This is a genomic window from Streptomyces sp. NPDC012474, assembly GCF_042955185.1.
GTDB lineage: Bacteria > Actinomycetota > Actinomycetes > Streptomycetales > Streptomycetaceae > Streptomyces > Streptomyces cahuitamycinicus.
This window is the reverse complement of record NZ_JBIBEP010000004.1, coordinates 149,905-171,961: the sequence shown is the minus strand read 5'-3', so window position 1 is coordinate 171,961 and position 22,057 is coordinate 149,905. Positions and strand designations below refer to the sequence as shown.

Sequence of the window (22,057 nt, the reverse complement as noted above, 5' to 3'; positions counted from 1 at the left end):
CGTCATCGAACGGGCGTGCGCAGCGGCGGCTGGGGGTGGCCGACACCGGCCCGCAGCCGCCGGTAGCCGCGCCAGGCCTTGGTGCCGGCCCGCTCGGGAAACGGGGCCACGGGTGCGCCCGCCCCCTGGGCCCAGGCCAGGAAGCGGTCCCGGGAGGTGTCGGCGCGCACCATCAGCCGGGCGATGCGCAGAGGTTCGTCCGCGCCGGAGCTGAGGCCGTACCGGACGGCCGCGGCCGAGGTCCAGCCCGCCTCGTCCACCACTCGGCGGACCGTACGGCTGGAGTAGCCGTGGGGGTAGGCGAAGGCATCGACGGGATGCCCTAGGGCGTCCTCGAGACGGGCCTTGCACCCCCGGACCTCCTCCTGGACGGCCTGTCGGCGGAGGACGTCCAGCTGCGGGTGGGTCCGGGTGTGCCCACCGATCTCGACGAACGGGTCCAGCTCCCGTACCTGACGCCAGGTCAGCATCGGGGCGGGCGGAAGCAGGCTGCCGTGCTCCGGGGGCCAGGACGGGCCGCCCAGCGCACCGGTGGTGACGTAGAGGGTCGCCGGCAGTCCCCGGGCGGCGAGCAGCGGGGCCACGGTGGAGTGGAAGTCGGCGAACCCGTCGTCGAAGGTCAGCACGGCGGACCGGGCCGGCAGCGGCGGACCGCCGCGCAGCGCGGCGATCAGGCGCCGCAGCGGGACGACCTCGAGACCGCTGTCCGCGAGGAGGTCGAGCTGCTCGGCGAAGACACGCGGGCACACGGTGAACGGGGCGATCCACGAGGGCGGATCGGCCGACACCGAGTGGTACAGGAACACGGGGACGGGCTGGTACGTCATGCCGGGCTCCCCTTCACGGCTGCGTGGTCGACCGGTCCGGTGGCGGGGACGGCGGTGCGCCGGGCGCGCACCGAGCCCACGACGTATCCGAGGGCGGTGGCGCCGACACCGAGGGCCAGAGCGAGGGCGGTACGCACCGGAGCGGGCCGGCCCGGGCGCAGGGTCTCACGGAAGGCCCGGGGGATGGTCGACGTGAGGTAGGCGCGCTCGCTGGACAGGGCGCCGTGGCCGTCGGTGTACCGGGCCACGAGGGCTTTGGAGAGTCCTTCGGCGTAGCAGCGCGACCGGAAGTACGACCACATGGCGCGTGCGGCGGGGACCCGGTGCCGGACGGCCGCCGAGGGGTCGTAGAGCAGAACGGCGTCCGGGCGGCGGGAGCTGATGCGCAGGCACAGTTCCGTCTCCTCGCAGCCCAGGGGCCGCGTGCCCACCCGCCCCAGGTCCGTGCGGAAGCCGCCGGCCGCGTGGAGAGCGTCCTTGCGAAAGGACATGTTGGCCCCGATGAAGTTGCGGATCGGCGCGCGCTCTTCGGGCAGACCGCGGTACGAGCAGCCGACCACCCAGTCGAACTCCGGGGGGAACCAGGCGGGCCGGCCCGTCTCCCACCGGGGGAGGACGAGCCCGCCGACTCCGAGGACCCGGGGGTCGCGGTAGTCGGCCAGCAGACGGTCCGCCCATGAGGGGTGGGCGGTCGCGTCGTCGTCGAGGAAGGCCACCACGTCCCCGACGGCCGCCTCGACGCCGGTGTTCCGGGCGCCGGACAGGCCCTTGTGCTGCTGGTTGGGCAGCACCCGGACACCGTGCAGCAGACGGCCTGCGAGCCGGTGGAGTTCCGGGCAGTGGTCGACGACCAGCACGACGTCGTCCGGCGGACGGCGCTGGGACTGGACGGAGGTGATGGCGGCCTGCAGATCCTCCCAGCGGTCGAGCGTGTAGGCGCACACGACGACCGAGAGGCTGGGTGCGCTGTTCATGAGGTTCTCCCGGAGGTCGTGAGGTGCGTCCCGGACGCGGGGACCAGCCAGCGGGACCGCCGGATCAGCAGGGGCACGGCGATCAGGCACTCGGCCGCCAGCCAGGCGATACCGGCACCCGTCACGCCGAACACCGGCAGCAGGAGCTGGACCATGCCCAGCACCAGCACGCACAGGGCGACCTGGAGCCCTACCACCAGGCGCATGCGGCGCCGGGCCCGTAGCACGTCCACGGCCACGCTGAACACCAGGTTGGGCAGTGCGGAGAGGGCCAGCAGCCGCAGCAGGGTGGTGCCGTTCTCGGCGTAGCCGGGCCCGAACAGCTTCAGGATCCAGGGGGCCGCGGCGACGATCACGGCGACACCGGCGGCCAGCATCATCCCGGAGTGGCGCAGTACCCGCAGCCCGTGCTCCGCGAGCCGTTCGGGGCGGCGCACCGCCTCGACGACCAGCGAGCTGCCCATGTTGCGCACCACCAGGAACAGCACGTAGCCGATGATCCAGGCGAGCGAGAAATAGGCGCTCTGCTTCGCTCCGAGGGCGCTCAGCACCATCAGGGGCACGAGTGTGTAGGCGGCCATCCGGAACAGGGAGCCCGTGTAGTCGGCCGCCGCGTAGCTGAGCAGCCGCGGCGGGCGCACGGCGTCCGGGTTCTCCCGCTCGTGGCGCGGCACCGCCCGTCGCAGCAGGAGGTAGTTGGCCACGAGGAGGGAGACGAGCAGGGCTCCCGCCCAGGACAGGAGGATTCCGGTCTTCAGGACCAGGAGCGCACCACCGGCGAGCAGCGCGATCTTGACGAAGGCGAAGACCATGTTCTCCGCCACGACCCAGCCCGGGCGGCGCATCGCCGTCAGCGCCCCGTCCTGCAGGACGAAGATGGTGTACGCGGCGGTCGCCGCCACGAACCAGACGGCGACCAGGGGGTCCCGCAGGAAGGCCAGTTCGGGCGAGAAGGCGGGTACGAGGAGGACGAAGACGAGGCAGACCAGGGCGCTCCACGAGGCGGTCACCGCGTAGCAGGTCAGCAGGAGTCTGCGGGTCTGCCGCCCCGAGCACGGCAGGAACCGGATCAGGAAGTCGTTGAGGTTGAGCTGGCCGATGTTGGCCAGCAGCAGGGACGCGGACAGGGCGGAGTAGCTCACGCCCACGACCTCGTCGTCGTACCAGTGGGTGGCGAACAGCCAGAAGATCGCGCCGACTCCCGCGTTGACCAGGGAACTGATCGCCAGCAGATGGCCGTTGCGCACCAGCGGCTCGCTGGGCAGGACCCGGGCGATCCCGGCACGGACCGCCGTGGTCAGTGACCGGCCCCGGCCGGGTGCAACCGTGGCCTCGGGCCTGTCGTCCGTCTCCTGGGGCCTTGTCTCCTGGGTCGTGTACACGGTCTCTCCTCAGGCCCCGGCGCTGCCGGTGTGGTTCCGTCGGCGGCTGCGCAGGTAACCGACCGGCCCGTACAGCAGGCCGCGCAGTTCCAGGCGGGCGAGCCGTCGCGACCGAGTCGTGTCCGCCTCAGCTGTGCTGTGCGCCTGGGCCAGCGCGTACCGGACGCCCCGGGGCAGCCTGCGCAGCAGGGCCGGGATCATGCGGGGCTCGTTCACCAGGGCGCCGGTGAGGTACGCGCCGAGCCCGGCACCGTAGCCGAACGCCTGGGCGTCCAGGGCGTCTTGCGTACGGCGGTGGCGGTGCCAGACGATCGCGTCCGGCTGGTAGGCCAGGGTGTGACCGGCCGTCAGGACCCGGAAGAAGGCGAGCAGGTCGTCGCCGCCGCGGGCGGGGGTTCCGGTGCCCGTGGCCGGGTCGAAGCCGCCCAGCGCCCGCAGCGCGGACATCCGGAAGGCCATGTTGGTGCCGGAGCCGAAGCGCCCCGCCGTGAACGGGAACAGGGGGTCCTTCGGCGGGTGGCGCAGGGACCAGGTGCGCGGTGTGTACCCCTTGGCGAAACCGCCATGGCGCTCCAGTGCCGCCTGGGCCGCGGTCTCCAGTTCGGCCGGGACGATGAGTCCGGTGACGCAGCCGACTCCGGGGTCCTGGCCGAAGCCGTCCGCGATCGCGCCGAGCCAGCCCGGATCGACCAGGGTGTCGTCGTCGGTGAAGGCGGCGATCTCGCCGCGGGCGGCGGCCAGACCCCGGTTGTGCGCGTGGGCCAGGCCGGCCGCCGGCTCCCGGACGTAGCGGACCCGGCCCCCGTACGCGTCGCGGACCAGCCGTTCGGCCGAGTCGTCGGCCGGGGCGTTGTCCACGACGATCACCTCGAAGTGCGGATAGTCCACCCGCAGCAGGGAGTTCAGGCACTCCCGGAGCATCCGTGGCCGGTTGTGCGTCGCGATGATCACGCTCATGGACGGCGGTGCGAGCACGGGCGCCCGGGTGGGATTCACCCCGCGCGGGAGCAGGAACCGCTGCCGTGCCGTGTCCGCCGCCGACCGCCACAGGTCCTCGGGCGCGCCGCCTCCTTCGCCGGCTGCCGTGACCAGTCCCAGGGGACGGCCGCGCAGCCGCACCAGGGCCAGCACCGGCGCCGTCGGGCGGACCGGTCCCGGGCCCCCGGGCCGGCGGAACTCGTAGGGCCGCGTCAGATCCATGTCGACGACCGCGACCGGCGCGTACGCGGGTCCGGCCGGGCCCGGGTCCCTCGCCGGAGGGCGGGAAGCTGCGGCCGGACGCCGGGTGACACTCATGCCGGACTCCCCGCGGCCCGTGCGGCGGGCCGGGCCCCGGGCCGCTCGGACAGCAGGGTGCGCAGCACCCGGCGGCCGTCCGAGATCGCGTGCAGGTTGGAACGTCCGCTGCGGCGGGGCAGTTCGAGGCTGGGGACCTCGGCGATGCGCAGTCCCGAACGCAGGGCGTGCGCGATCATCTCGGTCTCGATCTCGAACCCCGAGGAGTGCAGGTCGAGGTCGTCGAGGAAGTCGCGGCGGAAGGCGCAGAACCCGTAGCACAGGTCCGTCAGCTTGGCGTCGTAGAGGTGGTTCACGGCGGTGAGCAGCACCTGGTTGCCGAGCCGCCGGATGCGGGTGATGTCGAGGGAGCCGCCGCCCGCGATGAACCGGGAGCCCTTGACGAAGTCGAAGCCGTTGTCGAGGAAGTGCAGGTAGTGCGGGATCTCTCCGGGCAGCATGCTGCCGTCCGCGTCCATCATCACGATGTGGTCGCCGGTCGCGGAGAGGAAGCCGGTGCGCAGGGCGTTGCCCTTGCCCGGGCCGCTCTGCTCGACGTGGCGGACGGTCGGCAGGCACCGGGTCGCCATGTGCACGGTGCAGTCGACGGAGTCCCCGTCGACCAGGATGACCTCGTCGACGCATTCCGGGATCTGCTCGAAGACCCAGGGGATGTTGCGCGCCTCGTTGCGGGCGGGGACGACCAGGCTCACGGTGGCGCGGGCCGGCGGGCGGTCCCCGGCCCGGCGCAGCGGGTGCGCGGCCCGGTCGGTGTGGCCGGAGCCGTTGCCGTCGGCCTGGGCGACGAAGGAGGGGTGCTCGGTCGGGTAGTGCGTGTTTTTCATGATGCCGTGTCTTCCGGTGGAGCGTTCCCGTGGAGGAGACGCCATATATTTACGCCGTATACGTACATCTTGCCCCTTTTGTCCCCGCGGTCAAGAGCTGCGCGTTATCCGTGGCCGGGGAGGCCTGTGCGGTGCGCTTTGTCCGCGTTACGGTGGAAGGAGGCAAAGTGCACGACGGCGTAGCCCCCGATCATGAATGCATCCATCGAGGAATACGCCCTCGTCAGCGATCTGGAGACGGCCGCCATGGTCGGCCGGGACGGGTCGATCGACTGGCTCTGCCTGCCGCGCTTCGACTCCCCGGCCTGCCTGGCGGCCCTGCTGGGCACCGAGGACAACGGACACTGGGGTCTGGCCCCCGTCTCCGGCGGCCTGTGCACGCGCCGCTCCTACCGCGCCGACACGCTGGTCCTCGACTCCGTGTGGGAGACCCCCACGGGGACGGTGCGCGTCACCGACCTCATGCCTCCGCGGGCCGACGTGCCCTGTATCGTCCGGCTCGTCGAGGGCCTCTCGGGCACCGTGGACCTGCGCAGCGACCTGCGGCTCCGCTTCCACCAGGGCCGGATCGTGCCCTGGGTCCGGGACGTCGGCCACTGCACCGTCGCGGTCGCCGGCCCGGACGCCGTCTGGCTCGGCGCCGAAGGCCAGGTGCGGGACCGGGGCGACCAGGACGCCACCGTCTGGGAATTCACCGTCACGGCCGGGCGCCGGCTGGCCCTCACCCTGGGGTGGACCCCCTCGCACCGCACCGCCCCTCCCTCGCCCATGTCCGTCCCGGCGGAGACCGCCGTGAAGGAGACCGTCGACTTCTGGCGTCGCTGGGCCGCCCAGTGCCGCTACCAGGGACCGTGGCGGGACGCGGTGGTGCGTTCCCTCATCACCCTCAAGGCCCTCACCTACGCCCCCACGGGCGGCATCGTCGCCGCCCCCACCACCTCGCTGCCCGGAAACATCGGCGGTGAGAGCAACTGGGACTACCGGTTCTGCTGGCTGCGCGACTCCAGCCGGACCCTGTCCTGCCTGCTGCGCAGTGGATACCGGGACGAGGCCACGGCCTGGCTGGACTGGCTGGTGCGGGCCGTCGCCGGTGATCCCGCCGACCTGCAGACGGTCTACGGCGTCAAGGGGCAGCGGTTGCTGCCCGAGACCGAGGCGCCCTGGCTGCCCGGGTACGAGGGCTCCCGGCCCGTGCGGTTCGGGACCTCGGCGGTCAGCTGCTTCCAGCTGGACCTGTACGGCGAAGTCATGGACACGCTGTGGCTGTCGCTGCGCGCCGGGATCCCGATGCCGGCCCACGTGTGGGAGCTGGTCGAGTCGCTCATGGGATTCCTGCTGCGGCACTGGCGCGAACCGGACCAGGGCCTGTGGCAGGTGGGCGGCCGGCGACGGCAGTTCGTGCACTCCAAGGTCATGACGTGGGTGGCCGCCGACCGCGCCCTGCGCATGGGCGAGCTGCTCGGGCGCAACGGCTCCTCCGGGCAGTGGCGGGCCATGCGCGACGAGGTGCACCGGGAGGTCTGCCGGGAGGGCTGGGACACCGCCCAGCGGTCCTTCGTGCAGTCCTACGGCGCGCCCGGCCTGGACGCCTCGGCGCTGCTCATCCCCCGGGTCGGGTTCCTGCCCGCCCGCGACGAGCGGGTGACTGCCACCGTGCGCGCACTGAGCCGGCTCGATCACGGGGGGTTCGTCCGGCGGTACACACAGGGCGCCGGGCCGGGAGAACCGGACGACGCGGAGGGCACGTTCGTCTCCTGCTCCCTCTGGTACGCCGACGCCCTCGCCGCCACAGGGCATCGCCGGCAGGCCCAGGAGGCCTTCGAACGGGTCCTCGCCACCCGCAACGACGTCGGTCTGCTGGCCGAACAGTGGGACCCGGTCGCGGGCCGCCAACTGGGCAACGCGCCCAAGGCGTTCAGCCACATCGCGCTGGTGGAGACGGCGTTCGGACTGTCACCGGCGTCCCTGTGGAGCCGGCGAAGTCCGGGGGCCCGGTGGTGAAGCCGGCGAAGTCGGGGGGCCCGAGTGGTGAAGCCGGCGGTCCTCGTCCTCAACCGGCCGCCCGCCGACCGTCGTTCCGCTGCCGCAGCACGGCCTCGCCCTGCTCCAGCGTCAAGGGACGGGCGAACAGGAATCCCTGCCCGTACCGGCATCCGATGTCCGCCAGCAGTTCCTGCTGCGGCTCCTCCTCGATGCCCTCGGCGATCACCTGGAGGCCCAGGGTGTCGGCGAGATGGACGATGCCCTCGACCAGGGCCACCTGCTGGGGGTCCTGCGGGATGCCGTCGATGAACGACTTGTCGATCTTCAGTACGTCGATGGGGAAGTCACGGAGATAGCGGAGCGAGGAGAACCCGGTGCCGAAGTCGTCGACCGCGATGCGCACCCCGCGTTCCTTCAGCGCCTGGATCTGGGCGTCGATCTGCTCGGTCCGCCGCATGAGCACCGACTCGGTGAGTTCCAGCTGCAGGGTGCCCGCGGCGAGGCCGGTGGTGTCCAGGGCGGTGCACACCTCGTCCAGGAAGCTGGTGTCCCGCCATTGCCGGGCCGACACGTTGACGCTGAGGTACGGCGGGTCGAACCCCGGCGTGCGGTGCTGGAGCCGGGCGAGGTCGGCCGTGGCCCTGCGCAGCACCCAGGCGCCCAGCGCCGAGATGTGCCCGGTCTCCTCGGCGAGCGGGATGAACTGCCCGGGAGGTACCGGATCGGAACCGAGCTCCGGCCAGCGGACCAGGGCCTCGAAACCCACGACGTCGCCGCGCGCGATGTCCACCACCGGCTGATAGCGCACGCCGAACTGCTCCTTGCTGACGGCCCGGTCGAGCCGAGCCTGCAGCTCGTGCCGCTCCACCACACGAATCCGCTGCTGGGGCCGGAACCGGCGCCAGGTGCGCTTGCCGGACGTCTTGGCCGCGTAGAGGGCCAGGTCGGCCAGTGCCAGCAGGTCCCCGGCGTTCGTGCTGTCCTCCGCCGTGGCCACGCCCACGCTGGCCGAGACGCTCACCGTCTCCGCGTCCAGATGGAACGGCCGGCTCAGCGTCCGGACCACGTGGGCGGCCAGCACTTCGGCGTCGAGTGGCTGCTCCGCGTTCTCGATCAGCACGGCGAACTCGTCGCCGCCGAGCCGCGCCGCGGTGTCGGTACGGCGCAGCGTCCCCGACAGGCGCTCGGCCACGGCACACAGCAGCCGGTCGCCGACCGAGTGGCCGAGCGTGTCGTTGACGATCTTGAAGTCGTCCAGGTCGACGAAGAGCAGACAGGTGGTCGTCGACTCCCGGTGGCCGCGGCGCAGTGCGCGTTCGGTCCGCTCCAGCAGCAGAGCGCGGTTGGGCAGGCCGGTCAGGGAGTCGTGGAAGGCCCTCCGGGTGAGTTCGTGCTCCAGCTGACGCTGCTCGGTGACGTCCCGCAGGGTGACGACCAGGCCGCCCACGGTCGGGTCCCGGCGCAGGTCGCGGCAGCGCACCTCCACCTCGATACGGTCCGTGTCCCGGAGCACCAGCCAGGTGTCGTGCGCTTCCTGCGGGCCGTTGTCGCCCGTGGCCGCGAGGGTCCGCGCGGCCCGGTCCCGTTCCCGGGGATCCACCAGGTCGGGCAGCCGTGTCCCGGTGAGTTCGGTACGGCCGAACACGGTCGCCGCGGACGGGCTGGCGTAGCGGACGGTGGTGTCGTCGTCGACGATGAGGATGACGTCCGAGGCGTTGTGCACCAGGGTGCGGAAGTAGGCCTCGCTCTCCTTGCGAATGACCTCCCGTCGCAGCGCGATGCGTTCCGTCGTGAGCCCCGCTTGCGAGGCGAGCAGCTCCAAGGACCCCCGCATCTCGACGAGTTGCCGCTCGGAGCCGGCCGCCACCAGCGCTCCCGGGAGCTCGCCGCCGGCCGGCTGCTCAGGCTGGACCAAGGGGCAGAGCAGGGCGGCCGGCAGCGTGCCGAGCCGGGCGGCGAGCTCTGGCCCCAGCACGGCGGACGGGACGATGACCGTGCGGCTGCGGGCCACCGCGGCGGGCCCGCCCCGCGCGCCGGCGTCGTCGGCCCCGGCGGGGCGGCGCTCCAGCCGGGCGTACAGGTCCCGGGCCTCTCCGGCCGACAGCAGGAGGGTGAGATGCCGGCGCTGCGACCCGAACAGGGACGTGACCGCCGTGTCGCAGGCCCGCGCGATCTCCTCCGGCCAGAAGGCCCCCATCAAAGAGGCGGCCGCGGTGCGCAGGGCCAGCTCCCGCGTCATGGCCCTGCGGTGGGCGACGACCATCAGTGTGAGCCGGAAGATCACCAGCAGGAACAGCGCGCCGGAGAACGCGGCCAGCACCGTCGCGTCGTAGTCCAGGCCGTCGCTCTCCTCGTGAGTGAGGATCACGGGAGGGACCAGGGTCGCGGCGGCGAGCAGCAGCAGCCGGCGGCGGGGCGGCAGCAGCGACTGGGGCGGCGAGTCGGGGGCGGTCACCCGGGCCATCGAGGGGTGCAGTGCGGCCAGGCCCCAGGCGGTGCAGAACGCGATGCCTCCGAAGTCCGGCAGCGTGCCCGCCTGCCAGGAGCCGTTGAGCCGCAGGACACCCTGCGCGATGTCGAAGCCGAGCAGGGTGAGCGCGCCCAGGACGAGCAGTCGGCCGGCCCGGTCGGCGCCGGCGGCGGGGCAGCGTGAGAGCAACCGGACCAGCAGGGCCAGCACCAGGATGTCCCCGAGCGGAAGGGCGACGCTGAGCGCACGCTGCTGCCAGGTCAGGTTTTCCTGCCGGGCCAGAGGCTGCACCAGGTAGACCCACACCGGCAGCGCGAGCCCGCCGGTGATGACCACGGCGTCGAGCAGACCGGGCAGGTCACGGCCCGTCCAGCGGTAGCGCAGCAGACCGGTCAGGCCCATGGCGATCAGTGGGAACACGGCGAGCCGGCAGGCGTCCGCCGGGGACGGGAACGGGTTCGACGCGGAGAAGTAGGCCTCCTGCGCGTGGGAGAAGATGCCGCCCGCGGTGAAGGCCAGCAGCCCGGCGGCGAGCAGCAGCCACGGCCGGACCCGAGGGGGGTGATGGACCCGCACCCCGGTCAGGACGGCCGCGGTCCCGGCCACCCCGATGAGGGCCCACAGCGGCGTACGCAGGGCGGGAACGGACAGGTACGGAACAGTGAGGATCACGACCAGCACGAGGTAGCCGGCCGACAGGCGTCGGGCCGGGCCGCCTCTGCCGGTCCGCGGGGCCCGCACGGCGGCCTACTCCTTCGTCTCCGGCCGCCGCGCGGTGTCGTCGTAACCGTGCGGGTTGAGCCGCTGGAAGCGCCAGGCGTCCAGGCACACGTCGGCGAGATCCCGGGTGGGATGCCAGCCCCAGGCGCGCCCCACGGCCGTCGCGTCGGCGACCAGCTCGGCGACGTCTCCGGGCCGGCGCGGCGCGATGTCGTACGGAATCGACCTGCCGCTGGCCCGGGAGAACGCCGCGATGACGTCGAGGACCGAACTTCCCGCGCCCGCCCCCAGGTTGTACACCTGCATGCCCGGCGGGCCTGCCAGGTGGTCCAGCGCGACGCGGTGCGCCTCGACGGCGTCCATGACGTGCAGATAGTCCCGGACCCCGGTGCCGTCGCGGGTCGGGTAGTCGTCACCGTAGACGGAGAGTTTGTCGCGTCGGCCGACAGCCACCTGGGCGAGGTGCGGCAGCAGGTTCTCGGTGTGGCGCGGGTCCTCGCCGATGAGTCCGCTGGGGTGGGCCCCGGCAGGGACGGGGTAGCGCAGGCTCAGCACGGTGTACTCGGGATGACGGTGGCACACGTCCGCGAGGATCTGTTCGCACATCCACTTGGAGGCCGCGTACGGCGTCCCGGGCCGGATCCGGGCGTTCTCGTCGAGCGGGCCGCCTCCGGAGTCGCCGTAGAGCCAGCAGGAGGACGCGTAGAGGAGCCGGTGCACCCCGTGCTCGTGCATGGTCCGCAGCAGGGCGGTGGTGCCGCCGACGTTGGTGTCGTAGTACGTGACGGGCATCCGTGTCGACAGGCCCCCCGCCTTGTGCGCGGCAAAGTGCACGACGGCGTCCACGGAGTGTCGGTCGAAAACGGCCGAGAGGGCGTGCCGATCACGGATGTCCAGCTCGTAGACGGCGCCGACGAAGCGGCCGGCGATCCGTTCCACCCGGGCGAAGACCTGCGGTGTGCTGTTGGAGTAGTCGTCGACCACGATCACTTCGTAGCCGTGGTCCAGCAGTTCCACACAGGTGTGGCTGCCGATGAAACCGGCCCCGCCGGTGACGAGGACAGTCGAGGGCGCCCACGAGGAGCCGGCTCCTCGCGCGTTCGTCGACTGCTGCCTGCGGGCCATGCCAGCACTCTCGCATCGGGTGGCACCGTATGTTTACGGTGTATATGTACGACTTTGCACCCGAATGCGTGGGTGGGTCAAGGCCTCACCAGCAACTGGAAGTCGAACGTGTAGAGCGAGGCCCGGTAGATGTGCGTTCCGTACTCGACCGGCCGCCCCGTGTCGTCGTACGCCGTGCGCCGCATCGTGAGCAGCGCCGCCCCTTCCGACTCGTCCAGGCGGGCCGCCTCCTGCGCCGTGGCCGCGCGGGCGCCCACGGTCTGGCGGGCGCTGTGCAGCGTGATGCCCGCGGAGCGCATCACGCGGTACAGGCCGGTCGACTCCAGGCGAGCGCTGTCGAGGTCCAGCAGGTGCACCGGCAGGTGGTTGCGGAGCAGCGCCACCGGCCGGCCGTGGGTGAGGCGCAGCCGGTCCAGGACGGTCACCTCGCTGCCCTCCGGCACCCCCAGGGCGGCGGCCACGTCGCAGGGGGCCGGGACGACCTCGTTGCGCACGACCTCGGTGGCCGGCCCCTGCCCCGCCGTCTCCAGGTCGTCGTAGAGGCTGCTCAGTTCCAGTGGGCGTCTGACCTGGCTGTGCACCACCTGCGTGCCCACCCCGCGCCGCCGGACCAGCAGCCCCTTGTCGACGAGGGACTGGATGGCCTGGCGGACGGTGGGGCGGGACAGGCCGAGGCGCACGGACAGGTCGACCTCGTTGCCCAGGAGGTTCCCCGGGGCGAGGACCCCGTGCCCGATCGCCGCCTCCAGCTGCTGCGCGAGCTGGTGGTAGAGCGGCACGGGGCTGCCCCGGTCCAGGGCGAAGTCCAGCGAGCCGAGCGCGGAGGCCGCCTTGGTGCGGGCCCGGTCACCGGTCTTCGCCATGGATGAACCCCCCCTCCGGGTGTCAGGAGTTGCTCGGGAAGCCGAGGTTGATACCGCCGTCGGCCGGGTCCGGCCAGCGGGTGGTGATGACCTTGCCCTGGGTGTAGAAGGCGATGCCGTCGTTGCCGTAGATGTGCAGGTCGCCGAAGAGGGAGTCCTTCCAGCCGCCGAAGGAGTGGTAGCCGACGGGGACCGGGATCGGGACGTTCACGCCGACCATGCCCGCCTTGACCTCCAGCTGGAAGCGGCGGGCGGCGCCGCCGTCGCGGGTGAAGATCGCGGTGCCGTTGCCCCAGCGGGAGGAGTTGATCAGCCGGATGGCCTCCTCGTACGTCTCCGTCCGAACGACCGCCAGCACCGGGCCGAAGATCTCGTCCTGGTACGCGTCCGCCGTCAGCGGCACCCGGTCCAGCAGGGAGACGCCGAGGAAGAAGCCGTTCTCGTGGCCGTCCACCGAGAAGCCCGTGCCGTCGACCACGACCTCGGCGCCCTGCTCGGCGGCCGACGCCACGTAGGACGCCACCTTGTCGCGGTGCTCGCGGGTGATCAGCGGGCCCATCTCGGAGGCCGGGTCGTCGCCGGGGCCGATCGTCAGGTTCTTCGCCCGCTCGGCGATCTTGCCGACCAGCTCGTCGCCGATGTCACCGACGGCCACGACCACCGACACGGCCATGCAGCGCTCGCCCGCCGAGCCGTACGCGGCGTTGATCGCCTGGTCGGCGGCGAGTTCCAGGTCGGCGTCGGGCAGCACCAGCATGTGGTTCTTGGCGCCGCCCAGGGCCTGCACCCGCTTGCCGTGCTCGACGGCCTTCAACTGGATGTACTTGGCGATCGGCGTCGAGCCGACGAAGGACACCGCCTCGATGTCCGGGTGCTCCAGGATGCGGTCCACGGCCGTCTTGTCGCCCTGCACGACGTTCAGGACTCCCTCCGGCAGACCGGCCTCGGTGGCCAGCTCGGCGAGCCTGAGGGAGGCCGACGGGTCCTTCTCGGACGGCTTCAGCACGAACGTGTTGCCGCAGGCGATGGCCAGCGGGAACATCCACATCGGCACCATCGCCGGGAAGTTGAACGGCGTGATGCCCGCGACCACGCCCAGCGGCTGGCGGATCGAGGCCACGTCGACCCGGGTGGACACCTGGGTCGACAGCTCGCCCTTGAGCTGGACGGAGATCCCGCACGCCAGCTCCACGATCTCCATGCCGCGCGCGACCTCGCCGAGCGCGTCGGAGTGCACCTTGCCGTGCTCGGCGGTGATCAGCGCGGCGATCTCGTCGCGGTGGGCGTCGAGCAGCTCGCGGTACTTGAACAGGATCGCCGTGCGCTTGGCCAGGGAGGACTCGCCCCAGTGCTCGAAGGCGGCCCTGGCGGAGGCGACCGCGGTGTCGACCTCGTCGACGGACGCGAACGCGACCTGCTTCTCCTGGGTGCCGGTCGCCGGGTTGTAGACGGGGCCGAAGCGGCCGGAGGTGCCCTCGACGGGCTTGCCGTCGATCCAGTGGGTGATGGTCTTCATGGTGCGGGGGGCCTTTCGTGAAGCTTGAGTTCAGGGGGAGTTCAGAGGTGGCGGCGGCGGTCCGCCACCTGGCGGTCGTAGCGCTCGCGGGCCTCGACGGCCGCCTCGCGGGAGGCGGTCTCGGCCACCGGCACGTCCCACCAGGCCTCGGCCGGGGGAGCGGTGGGCGTCGGGTCGGTCTCGACGTACACGCACGTCGGCCGGTCCGAGGCACGGGCCGCTGCGAGCGCCTCGCGCAGCTCACGCACGGTCTTGGCGCGCAGCACCTCCATACCGAGGCTGGCGGCGTTGGCGGCCAGGTCGACGGGCAGCGGGGCGCCGGTGAAGGTGCCGTCGGGGGCCCGGAAGCGGTACGCGGTGCCGAACCGCTCGCCGCCGGTCTCCTGCGACAGACCGCCGATGGAGGCGTAGCCGTGGTTCTGGATGAGGACGATGTTGAGCGGCAGGCCCTCCTGGACGGCCGTGACGATCTCCGTCGGCATCATCAGGTAGGTGCCGTCACCGACCAGCGCCCACACCGGGGTGCCCGGGGCGGCCTGCTGGACGCCGATGCCGGCCGGGATCTCGTAGCCCATGCAGGAGTAGCCGTACTCCAGGTGGTACTGGCGCGGGCTGCGCGAGCGCCACAGTTTGTGCAGGTCGCCGGGGAGCGAACCGGCCGCGTTGATCACCACGTCGTCGTCGCCGACGGCCGCGTCCAGCGCGCCGAGCACCTGCGTCTGCGTCGGGACCGCGTTCTCGTCGCCGGCCCGGTAGGCGGCCTCGACGACCTCCTCCCAGCGGTCCTTGCCGGCGCGGTACCCGGCCTCGTACGCCTCGCTCACGCGGTGGCCCGAGAGCGCCTCCAGCAGCCTCTCCAGGCCGGACCGCGCGTCGCACACCAGCGTCCGCGCCGCCAGCTTGTGCGCGTCGAAGCCGGTGATGTTGAGGTTGAGGAACCGCACGTCAGGGTTCTGGAAGAGCGTGCCGGAGGCGGTGGTGAAGTCGGTGTACCGGGTGCCGACGCCGATCACCAGGTCGGCGGTGCGGGCGAGTTCGTCGCTGACCGCCGTCCCGGTGTGGCCGATGCCGCCGAGGTCGGCGGGGTGGTCGTGGCGCAGGGAGCCCTTGCCGGCCTGGGTGGAGGCGACCGGGATGCCGGTGGCCTCCACGAACGCCTTGAGCGCCGCCTCGGCCTCGCTGTGGTGGACGCCGCCGCCCGCCACGATCAGCGGCCGCTCGGCCGACCGGATCGCCTCGACCGCGGCCGACAGTTCCACCGGGTCCGGTGCGGGACGCCGTACGTACCAGACGCGCTCGGCGAAGAACTCCTCCGGCCAGTCGTACGCCTCCGCCTGCACGTCCTGGGGCAGAGCGAGGGTGACGGCGCCGGTCTCGGCCGGGTCGGCCAGCACCCGCATCGCCTGCAGCGCCGAGGGGATCAGCGCCTCGGGGCGGGTGATCCGGTCGAAGTACCTCGACACCGGGCGCAGCGTGTCGTTGACCGACACATCGGCCTCGACCGGGTGCTCCAGCTGCTGGAGCAGCGGATCGGGGGCGTGCGAGGCGAAGTAGTCGCCGGGCAGCAGCAGCACCGGCAGGCGGTTGATCGTCGCCAGGGCGGCACCGGTGACCAGGTTGGTGGCGCCCGGGCCGATCGAGGTCGTCACCGCCTGGGCGGAGAGGCGGTTCAGCTGCCGGGCGTAGCCGACGGCCGCGTGCACCATGGACTGCTCGTTGCGGCCCTGGTGGAACGGCATGACCTCCTCACCCGCCTCCAGCAGCGCCTGGCCGACCCCGGCAACGTTGCCATGGCCGAAGATGCCCCAGGTCCCGGCGATCAGCCGGCGCCGCACGCCGTCCCGCTCGGTGTACTGGGCGGACAGGAACCGGACCAGCGCCTGGGCGGTCGTCAGTCTGCGGGTGGGGGCGCTCATACGGAGGTCTCCGGGGCGGTGTAGAGGGGGAGGCGGGGGTCGACCGGCTGGTCGGGCCAGGTGCCGCGGACCCAGGCGTGGTCGGGGTGGTCGCAGATCAGCCAGGCGCGCTCGGCCTCCGGGCCCGCCATGACGTTGAGGTAGTACATGTGGTGGCCGGGCGTGGCCATGGACGGCCCGTGCCAGCCGTCGGGGATCAGGACGACGTCACCGTCGCGGACCTCCGCCAGCACGTCGGTCTCGCGGCCCGGGCCGGACGGGGAGACGCGCTGGTAGCCGAGGCCGGGGATGCCGTCGTGGCCGGCGAACTCGAAGTAGTAGATCTCCTCCAGCACGGACTCCTCGCCCGGCCGGTGCTCGTCGTGCTTGTGCGGCGGGAACGACGACCAGTTGCCGCCCGGGGTGATCACCTCGACCGCGATGAGCTTGTCGCACTCGAAGACCCCGGCCGCGCCGAAGTTGTTGACCTGCCGGGAGCAGTTCCCGGTGCCCCGCAGCTCCACGGGCACCTCGGAGGCCGGGCCGTAGCGGGCGGGCAGCCGGCGGGTGCAGCGCGCGCCGGTCAGCGCGAACCGGCCGCCCCCGGTGGACGTCACGGTGACCCGGGCGTCGCGCGGCACGTACGCGAAGTCACTGACACCGCTGAACACATCGGCACGGCCCTGGAGTTCGAAGGTCTCCTGGCCGAAGTCGTCCCCGGCGGCGACCGTGCAGCCGCCGCTCAGCGGGACGACGATCCACTCGCTGTCACCGGTGTCGAAGGAGTGCGCGCCGCCGGGCGGCAGCTCCAGGACCCGCAGGCTGGAGTGGCCCCAGCCGGCCTTCTCGGGTGTGACGTCGACGGTGTAGGGGCCGCCGAGGGCCTTGCCGGCGGGAAGGTGGTACGTCATTGCATCCTCCGGATCACAGCAGACCGACGGCCGTGTCCACGGCCTCTTCCACGCTGCCCCCGGCCGGGTAGAGCAGCGACCGCCCGACGACCATGCCCTGGACGGAGGGCAGCCGCAGGGCCTTGCGCCAGCGTTCGTAGGCGCCCTCCTGGTCCTCGCCCACCTCGCCGCCGAGCAGCACGACCGGGAGGGTGGAGGTCTCCAGCACCTCGGCCATGTCGTCCGGGTCGTCGGTGACGGGCAGCTTCAGCCAGGTGTAGGCGGAGGTGCCGCCCAGGCCCGAGGCGATCGCGACGGAGCGGGTGACGGCCTCTGCGGACAGGTCGTTGCGCACACCGCCGTCGACCCGCCGGGAGATGAACGGCTCGACGAACAAGGGCAGCCGCCGCTCCGCCATGGCGTCGATCGCCCGGGCCGTGGACTCCAGGGTGGTCAGCGAGCCCGGATCGTCGTAGTCGACGCGGACCAGGAGCTTGCCCGCGTCGAAGCGGAGCCGGGCGATGTCCTCGGCGCGGTGGCCGGTGAAGCGGTCGTCCATCTCGAATGCGGCGCCGGCGAGGCCACCGCGGTTCATCGAGCCCATGACGACCTTGTTCTCCAGCACTCCCAGCAGGAGCAGGTCCTCCAGGATGTCCGCGGTGGCGAGCACCCCGTCGACGCCGGGCCGCGACAGCGCGGTGCACAGCCGCTCCAGCAGGTCCGCGCGGTTGGCCATGGCCAGGCGCCGGTCGCCGATCCCGAGGGCGCCGCGCGCCGGGTGGTCGGCGGCCACGATCATCAGGCGGCCGCTGTCGCCGAGCAGCGGGCGCCGCGTCCGCCGGGCCGCCGCCTCGGCGACGGCCTCGGGGTTGCGCGCTCTGACCGTGGTGAGGTCGGGGATGCCGATGTTCAAGGAAGGCTCCGTTTCAGTGGCTCGTACTCGGCGACGGCATCAGTGGCTCGTGCTCGGCGGCGCATCAGCGACTCGTGCTCGGCGACGGCACCCCGGCGAGGAGGTCCGCGACCTCGGACTCGGTGGGCATCGCGGAGGAGCAGGCGAGACGCGAGGCGACGAGGGCGCCGGCGGTGTTGGCGTGGCGCATGGTCCGCTCCAGGTCCCAGCCGGCGAGCAGACCGTGGCAGAGCGAGCCGCCGAAGGCGTCACCCGCGCCCAGACCGTTGACCACTTCGACCGGCACCGGCGGGACCTCGGCCCGGGTGCCGTCGCGGTGCACGGCCAGGACGCCCTTGGGGCCCTGCTTGACGACGGCCAGCTCCACGCCGGCTTCCAGCAGCGCGTCCGCGCAGGCCTGCGGCTCGCGCACGCCGGTGGCGATCTCGCACTCGTCGAGGTTGCCGACCGCGACCGTGGCGTGCCGCAGGGCCTCGCGATAGTACGGGCGGGCCTCCTCGGGGTCGCGCCAGAACATCGGGCGCCAGTCGAGGTCGAAGACGGTGATGCCGGACTTGTCGCGGGCCTTGAGGGCGGCGAGCGTGGCGGAGCGGCTCGGCTCCTCGCTCAGGCCGGTGCCGGTGATCCAGAAGATCCGGGCCCCGCGGACGGCGAAGAAGTCCAGCTCGTCGGTGTGGATCTCCAGGTCCGGGGCCTTGGGACGGCGGTAGAAGTACAGCGGGAAGTCGTCCGGCGGGAAGATCTCGCAGAACGTGACCGGCGTCGGGTACGCGCCGACCGGGGTGACCCAGCGGTCGTCGACGCCGAAGCCCTTCAGCTCCTCGTGCAGATACGTGCCGAAGGGGTCGTCGCCGGTGCGCGTGATCACCGCCGTACGGCGTCCCAGGCGGGCCGCGGCGACCGCCACATTGGCTGCGGAACCTCCCAGGAATTTCCCGAACGTCTCCACTTTCTCCAGGGGGACGCCCGTCTGCAGGGGGTAGAGGTCGACCCCGATGCGGCCCATCGTGATCACATCGAAATACTGGGCTGTCTCGGCCATGCGCGACCTCCTCGGGAAGCTGGGGATGCGGGTCCTGAAGCGCCCTGACACGGTGGGGGCGTGGATCCATGGACCTGCCGCACCTCAGATTTAGGGCTCCGAGGGCGCCGCTGTCAATAGTTTGTACTTACATTCGGACCTGCTAGTGAAATGATGTCTTAACAAAGTATTGACAGCGAGCGCGGCAGGGACTTGGATCCCGTGGCATCGCAACAGTGTGTTTGCGGCATCATGATCCGGACTCCGTAAGGCTCCGGGACCACGGATCCCTTCGTGATCCCTTCCTTTCCCCCGCAGTAGCACAGTGAGGTGCCAGGAAAGATGGACCGCTCTTCTCACCCCCGCTCTCGCAGGTTCGCGCCCGTCGTCGCCGTGGCCGCGGCAGCGGCCCTGACCCTCGCCGGCTGCTCCAGCAGTTCCGGAGGCAAAAAGTCCGAGGAAGGCGCCGCGGACGCGTCGGCCGGCAAGGCGACCACGCCGCGCATGACCGTCGCCCTGGTCACGCACCAGGCGCCCGGCGACACCTTCTGGGACACCGTCCGCAAGGGCGCCGAGGCCGCCGCCGCCAAGGACAACATCAAGCTCATCTACTCGGCCGACCCGAACGCGGGCAACCAGGCCAACCTGGTCCAGACCGCGATCGACCAGAAGGTCGACGGCATCGCGGTCACACTCGCCAAGCCGGACGCCATGAAGGGCGTCATAGGCAAGGCGGACAAGGCCGGCATACCCGTCGTCGGCCTCAACTCCGGCCTGAGCGACTGGAAGCAGTTCAACATGCTGGAGTTCTTCGGCCAGGACGAGTCCGTCGCGGGCGAGGCCTTCGGCAAGAAGCTCAACGAGGTCGGTGCGAAGCACGCCCTCTGTGTCATCCAGGAGCAGGGCAACGTGGGTCTCACCCAGCGCTGCGACGGCGTGGAGAAGACCTTCGACGGCAAGCTCGACGTCCAGAACGTCAACGGCGCGGACAAGCCGTCGGTGAAGTCGACGCTCACCGCCAAGCTGAAGCAGGACTCCTCCATCGACTACGTCGTCACGCTCGGAGCCCCGTTCGCGCTGACCGCGGTGCAGTCGGTCAGTGATGCCGGCAGCAAGGCGAAGGTCGCGACCTTCGACCTCAACAAGGAACTCATCAAGGCCGTCAAGAGCGGCGACATCCAGTTCGCGGTGGACCAGCAGCCCTACCTGCAGGGTTACCTGGCCGTCGACGGTCTGTGGCTCTACAAGAACAACGGCAACTACAGCGGCGGCGGCGAGCAGCCCGTGCTGACCGGCCCGGCCTTCGTCGACAAGTCCAACGTCGACAAGATCGCCGAGTTCGCCGCGAAGGGCACCCGGTGATGAGCATGACCCAGCAGGCTGAGCCGGCGGTGACTTCACCGCCGGTCTCCGGCCCGGGCAAGGAGAAGGACGGGCGGACCCAGCAGCGCTCCCTGGTGCTGAGACTGCTCGCTCGGCCCGAGGTGGGCGTCTTCCTCGGCGCCCTGGCCATCCTGGTCTTCTTCCTGATCATGGCGCCGACATTGCGCCAGGGCAGTTCGATGTCGACGGTCCTCTACCAGTCGTCGACCATCGGGATCATGGTCCTGCCCGTGGCGCTGCTGATGATCGGCGGCGAGTTCGACCTGTCCTCCGGCGTCGCGCCGGTCGCCTCGGCGCTGACGGCGAGCATGACCGCCTTCGAGCTGACCCTGAACGTCTGGGTCGGCGTGATCGCGGCCCTGGTGGTGTCGCTTGCGATCGGCTTCTTCAACGGCTGGCTGCTGGTGAAGACCGGGCTGCCGAGCTTCCTGGTCACCCTGGGCACGTTCATGGGTCTGCAGGGCGTGAACCTGGCGGTGACCAAGCTGGTCACCGGCAACGTCGCCACGGACGACATCAGCGACATGGACGGCTTCGACCAGGCCAAGGCCCTGTTCGCCTCGTCCTTCGACGTCGGCGGAGTCAACGTCAAGATCACTGTCTTGTGGTGGCTGGCTTTCGCGGCGCTGGCCACGTGGGTCCTGCTGCGCACCAAGTACGGTAACTGGATCTTCGCGGTCGGCGGCAACAAGGACAGCGCCCGCGCCGTCGGCGTCCCGGTGAACTTCACCAAGATCTCGCTGTTCGTGCTGGTCGGTTTCGGCGCCTGGTTCGTCGGCATGCACAACCTGTTCCAGTACAACACCGTGCAGTCCGGTGAGGGCGTGGGCAACGAGCTGATCTACATCGCCGCGGCGGTGGTCGGCGGCTGTCTGCTGACCGGCGGTTACGGCACGATCATCGGCCCGGTCTTCGGCGCGTTCATGTTCGGCCTGGTCCAGTTGGGCATCGTCTACGCCACCTGGAACCCCGACTGGTTCAAGACCTTCCTCGGCGTGATGCTCGTAGGCGCCACCCTCGTCAATCTGTGGGTCCGCAAGCAAGCGACCCGGAGGTGATCGGAATGACAAGCAACTCCACCGGCACCCACGGGGCCGTTCTGAAGGACACCCGGCCCGCGGACGAGCGTCCCGTGATCGAGCTGAAGGACGCGGGCAAGTCCTACGGCAACATCCGCGCCCTGCACGGCGTGAGCCTCGAAGTCCACCCCGGCCGGGTGACCTGCGTCCTCGGTGACAACGGCGCCGGCAAGTCCACCCTCATCAAGATCATCTCGGGTCTGCACCAGCACACCGAGGGCGAGTTCCTCGTCGACGGCGAACCGGTGCGCTTCTCGACCCCGCGCGAGGCCCTCGACAAGGGCATCGCCACGGTCTACCAGGACCTCGCGGTCGTCCCGCTGATGCCGGTGTGGCGCAACTTCTTCCTCGGCTCCGAGATGACCAAGGGCCCCTGGCCCGTGCGCCGTCTCGACATCGAGACGATGAAGAAGACCGCGGACGAAGAGCTGCGCAACATGGGCATCGTCCTGGACGACATGGAACAGCCCATCGGCACGCTCTCCGGCGGCCAGCGCCAGTGCGTCGCCATCGCCCGCGCCGTCTACTTCGGCGCCCGCGTCCTCATCCTGGACGAGCCGACCGCCGCCCTCGGCGTCAAGCAGTCCGGTGTGGTGCTGAAGTACATCGCCGCCGCCCGCGAGAAGGGCCTCGGCGTCATCTTCATCACCCACAACCCGCACCACGCCTACATGGTCGGCGACCACTTCAGCGTGCTGCGCCTCGGCACCATGGAACTGTCCGCCTCCCGCAGCGACGTCAGCCTCGAAGAGCTGACCAACCACATGGCGGGCGGCGCCGAACTGGCCTCTCTCAAGCACGAGTTGTCACAGGTTCACGGAGTCGACGTCGAAGAGCTCCCCGAAGAGGGGGACCTCACCGCTCCCGTAGCCACGTCCTCGGAAGGAAAGTCCTGA

General features: G+C 71.4%; 17 protein-coding genes. 4 read left to right on the top strand and 13 right to left on the bottom strand.

The window, feature by feature from the left end:
* Nucleotides 1-2 precede the first annotated feature (2 nt).
* From ACFY9S_RS11425 to ACFY9S_RS11405, 5 genes are read right to left on the bottom strand one after another with little or no spacing between them, the layout of a single operon-like run.
* Nucleotides 3-827, bottom strand: coding sequence for a polysaccharide deacetylase family protein (locus ACFY9S_RS11425; protein ID WP_391125873.1), 825 nt, complete (start codon nt 825-827; stop codon nt 3-5).
* Nucleotides 824-1,801 (bottom strand): glycosyltransferase, encoded by a 978-nt coding sequence (locus tag ACFY9S_RS11420; RefSeq protein WP_391125870.1) that lies wholly within the window; start codon nt 1,799-1,801, stop codon nt 824-826. Before ACFY9S_RS11420 ends, ACFY9S_RS11425 begins: the two co-directional genes overlap by 4 nt.
* Nucleotides 1,798-3,183, bottom strand: a complete 1,386-nt coding sequence (locus tag ACFY9S_RS11415; RefSeq protein WP_391125868.1) for a lipopolysaccharide biosynthesis protein — start codon at nt 3,181-3,183, stop codon at nt 1,798-1,800. Before ACFY9S_RS11415 ends, ACFY9S_RS11420 begins: the two co-directional genes overlap by 4 nt.
* Before the next feature lie 9 nt (nt 3,184-3,192).
* A complete protein-coding gene (locus tag ACFY9S_RS11410) occupies nt 3,193-4,479 on the bottom strand; it encodes a glycosyltransferase (protein ID WP_391125865.1) in 1,287 nt (428 codons plus the stop codon).
* Entirely contained in the window at nt 4,476-5,303 is an 828-nt protein-coding gene (locus ACFY9S_RS11405) for a glycosyltransferase (RefSeq protein ID WP_391125862.1), read from the bottom strand. Before ACFY9S_RS11405 ends, ACFY9S_RS11410 begins: the two co-directional genes overlap by 4 nt.
* A 192-nt stretch (nt 5,304-5,495) precedes the next feature.
* Here ACFY9S_RS11405 and ACFY9S_RS11400 point away from each other — a divergent pair, with 192 nt between their 5' ends.
* Nucleotides 5,496-7,304 (top strand): glycoside hydrolase family 15 protein, encoded by a 1,809-nt coding sequence (locus ACFY9S_RS11400; protein ID WP_391125859.1) that lies wholly within the window; start codon nt 5,496-5,498, stop codon nt 7,302-7,304.
* Nucleotides 7,305-7,353: 49 nt separating this feature from the next.
* On the opposite strand, the gene ACFY9S_RS11395 is transcribed toward ACFY9S_RS11400, so the two are convergent.
* From ACFY9S_RS11395 to iolC, 8 genes are all read right to left on the bottom strand, one after another.
* Nucleotides 7,354-10,497 (bottom strand): EAL domain-containing protein, encoded by a 3,144-nt coding sequence (locus ACFY9S_RS11395; protein ID WP_391125856.1) that lies wholly within the window; start codon nt 10,495-10,497, stop codon nt 7,354-7,356.
* A gap of 6 nt (nt 10,498-10,503) precedes the next feature.
* A complete protein-coding gene (gene galE / locus ACFY9S_RS11390) occupies nt 10,504-11,601 on the bottom strand; it encodes a UDP-glucose 4-epimerase GalE (RefSeq protein ID WP_391125852.1) in 1,098 nt (365 codons plus the stop codon).
* Between the two features lie 77 nt (nt 11,602-11,678).
* A complete protein-coding gene (locus ACFY9S_RS11385) occupies nt 11,679-12,464 on the bottom strand; it encodes a UTRA domain-containing protein (protein ID WP_391125849.1) in 786 nt (261 codons plus the stop codon).
* Nucleotides 12,465-12,486: 22 nt separating this feature from the next.
* Nucleotides 12,487-13,980 (bottom strand): CoA-acylating methylmalonate-semialdehyde dehydrogenase, encoded by a 1,494-nt coding sequence (locus ACFY9S_RS11380; RefSeq protein ID WP_391125846.1) that lies wholly within the window; start codon nt 13,978-13,980, stop codon nt 12,487-12,489.
* A 41-nt stretch (nt 13,981-14,021) separates the two neighbouring features.
* On the bottom strand, nt 14,022-15,896 hold the full coding sequence (gene iolD / locus ACFY9S_RS11375) for a 3D-(3,5/4)-trihydroxycyclohexane-1,2-dione acylhydrolase (decyclizing) (RefSeq protein ID WP_391125843.1): 1,875 nt from the start codon (nt 15,894-15,896) through the stop codon (nt 14,022-14,024).
* Nucleotides 15,893-16,786 (bottom strand): 5-deoxy-glucuronate isomerase, encoded by an 894-nt coding sequence (gene iolB / locus ACFY9S_RS11370; protein ID WP_391125840.1) that lies wholly within the window; start codon nt 16,784-16,786, stop codon nt 15,893-15,895. Before iolB ends, iolD begins: the two co-directional genes overlap by 4 nt.
* A 13-nt stretch (nt 16,787-16,799) precedes the next feature.
* On the bottom strand, nt 16,800-17,678 hold the full coding sequence (locus tag ACFY9S_RS11365; protein ID WP_391125837.1) for a deoxyribose-phosphate aldolase: 879 nt from the start codon (nt 17,676-17,678) through the stop codon (nt 16,800-16,802).
* Nucleotides 17,679-17,742: 64 nt separating this feature from the next.
* On the bottom strand, nt 17,743-18,720 hold the full coding sequence (gene iolC / locus ACFY9S_RS11360) for a 5-dehydro-2-deoxygluconokinase (protein WP_391125834.1): 978 nt from the start codon (nt 18,718-18,720) through the stop codon (nt 17,743-17,745).
* A 321-nt stretch (nt 18,721-19,041) separates the two neighbouring features.
* Between iolC and ACFY9S_RS11355 the strand changes: the two genes are divergently transcribed.
* From ACFY9S_RS11355 to ACFY9S_RS11345, 3 genes are read left to right on the top strand one after another with little or no spacing between them, the layout of a single operon-like run.
* Nucleotides 19,042-20,061, top strand: a complete 1,020-nt coding sequence (locus tag ACFY9S_RS11355) for a sugar ABC transporter substrate-binding protein (protein ID WP_189588023.1) — start codon at nt 19,042-19,044, stop codon at nt 20,059-20,061.
* Nucleotides 20,061-21,140 (top strand): ABC transporter permease, encoded by a 1,080-nt coding sequence (locus ACFY9S_RS11350; RefSeq protein WP_351333550.1) that lies wholly within the window; start codon nt 20,061-20,063, stop codon nt 21,138-21,140. The genes ACFY9S_RS11355 and ACFY9S_RS11350 overlap by 1 nt, the downstream gene beginning before the upstream one ends.
* Before the next feature lie 5 nt (nt 21,141-21,145).
* A complete protein-coding gene (locus ACFY9S_RS11345; RefSeq protein WP_391125830.1) occupies nt 21,146-22,057 on the top strand; it encodes an ATP-binding cassette domain-containing protein in 912 nt (303 codons plus the stop codon).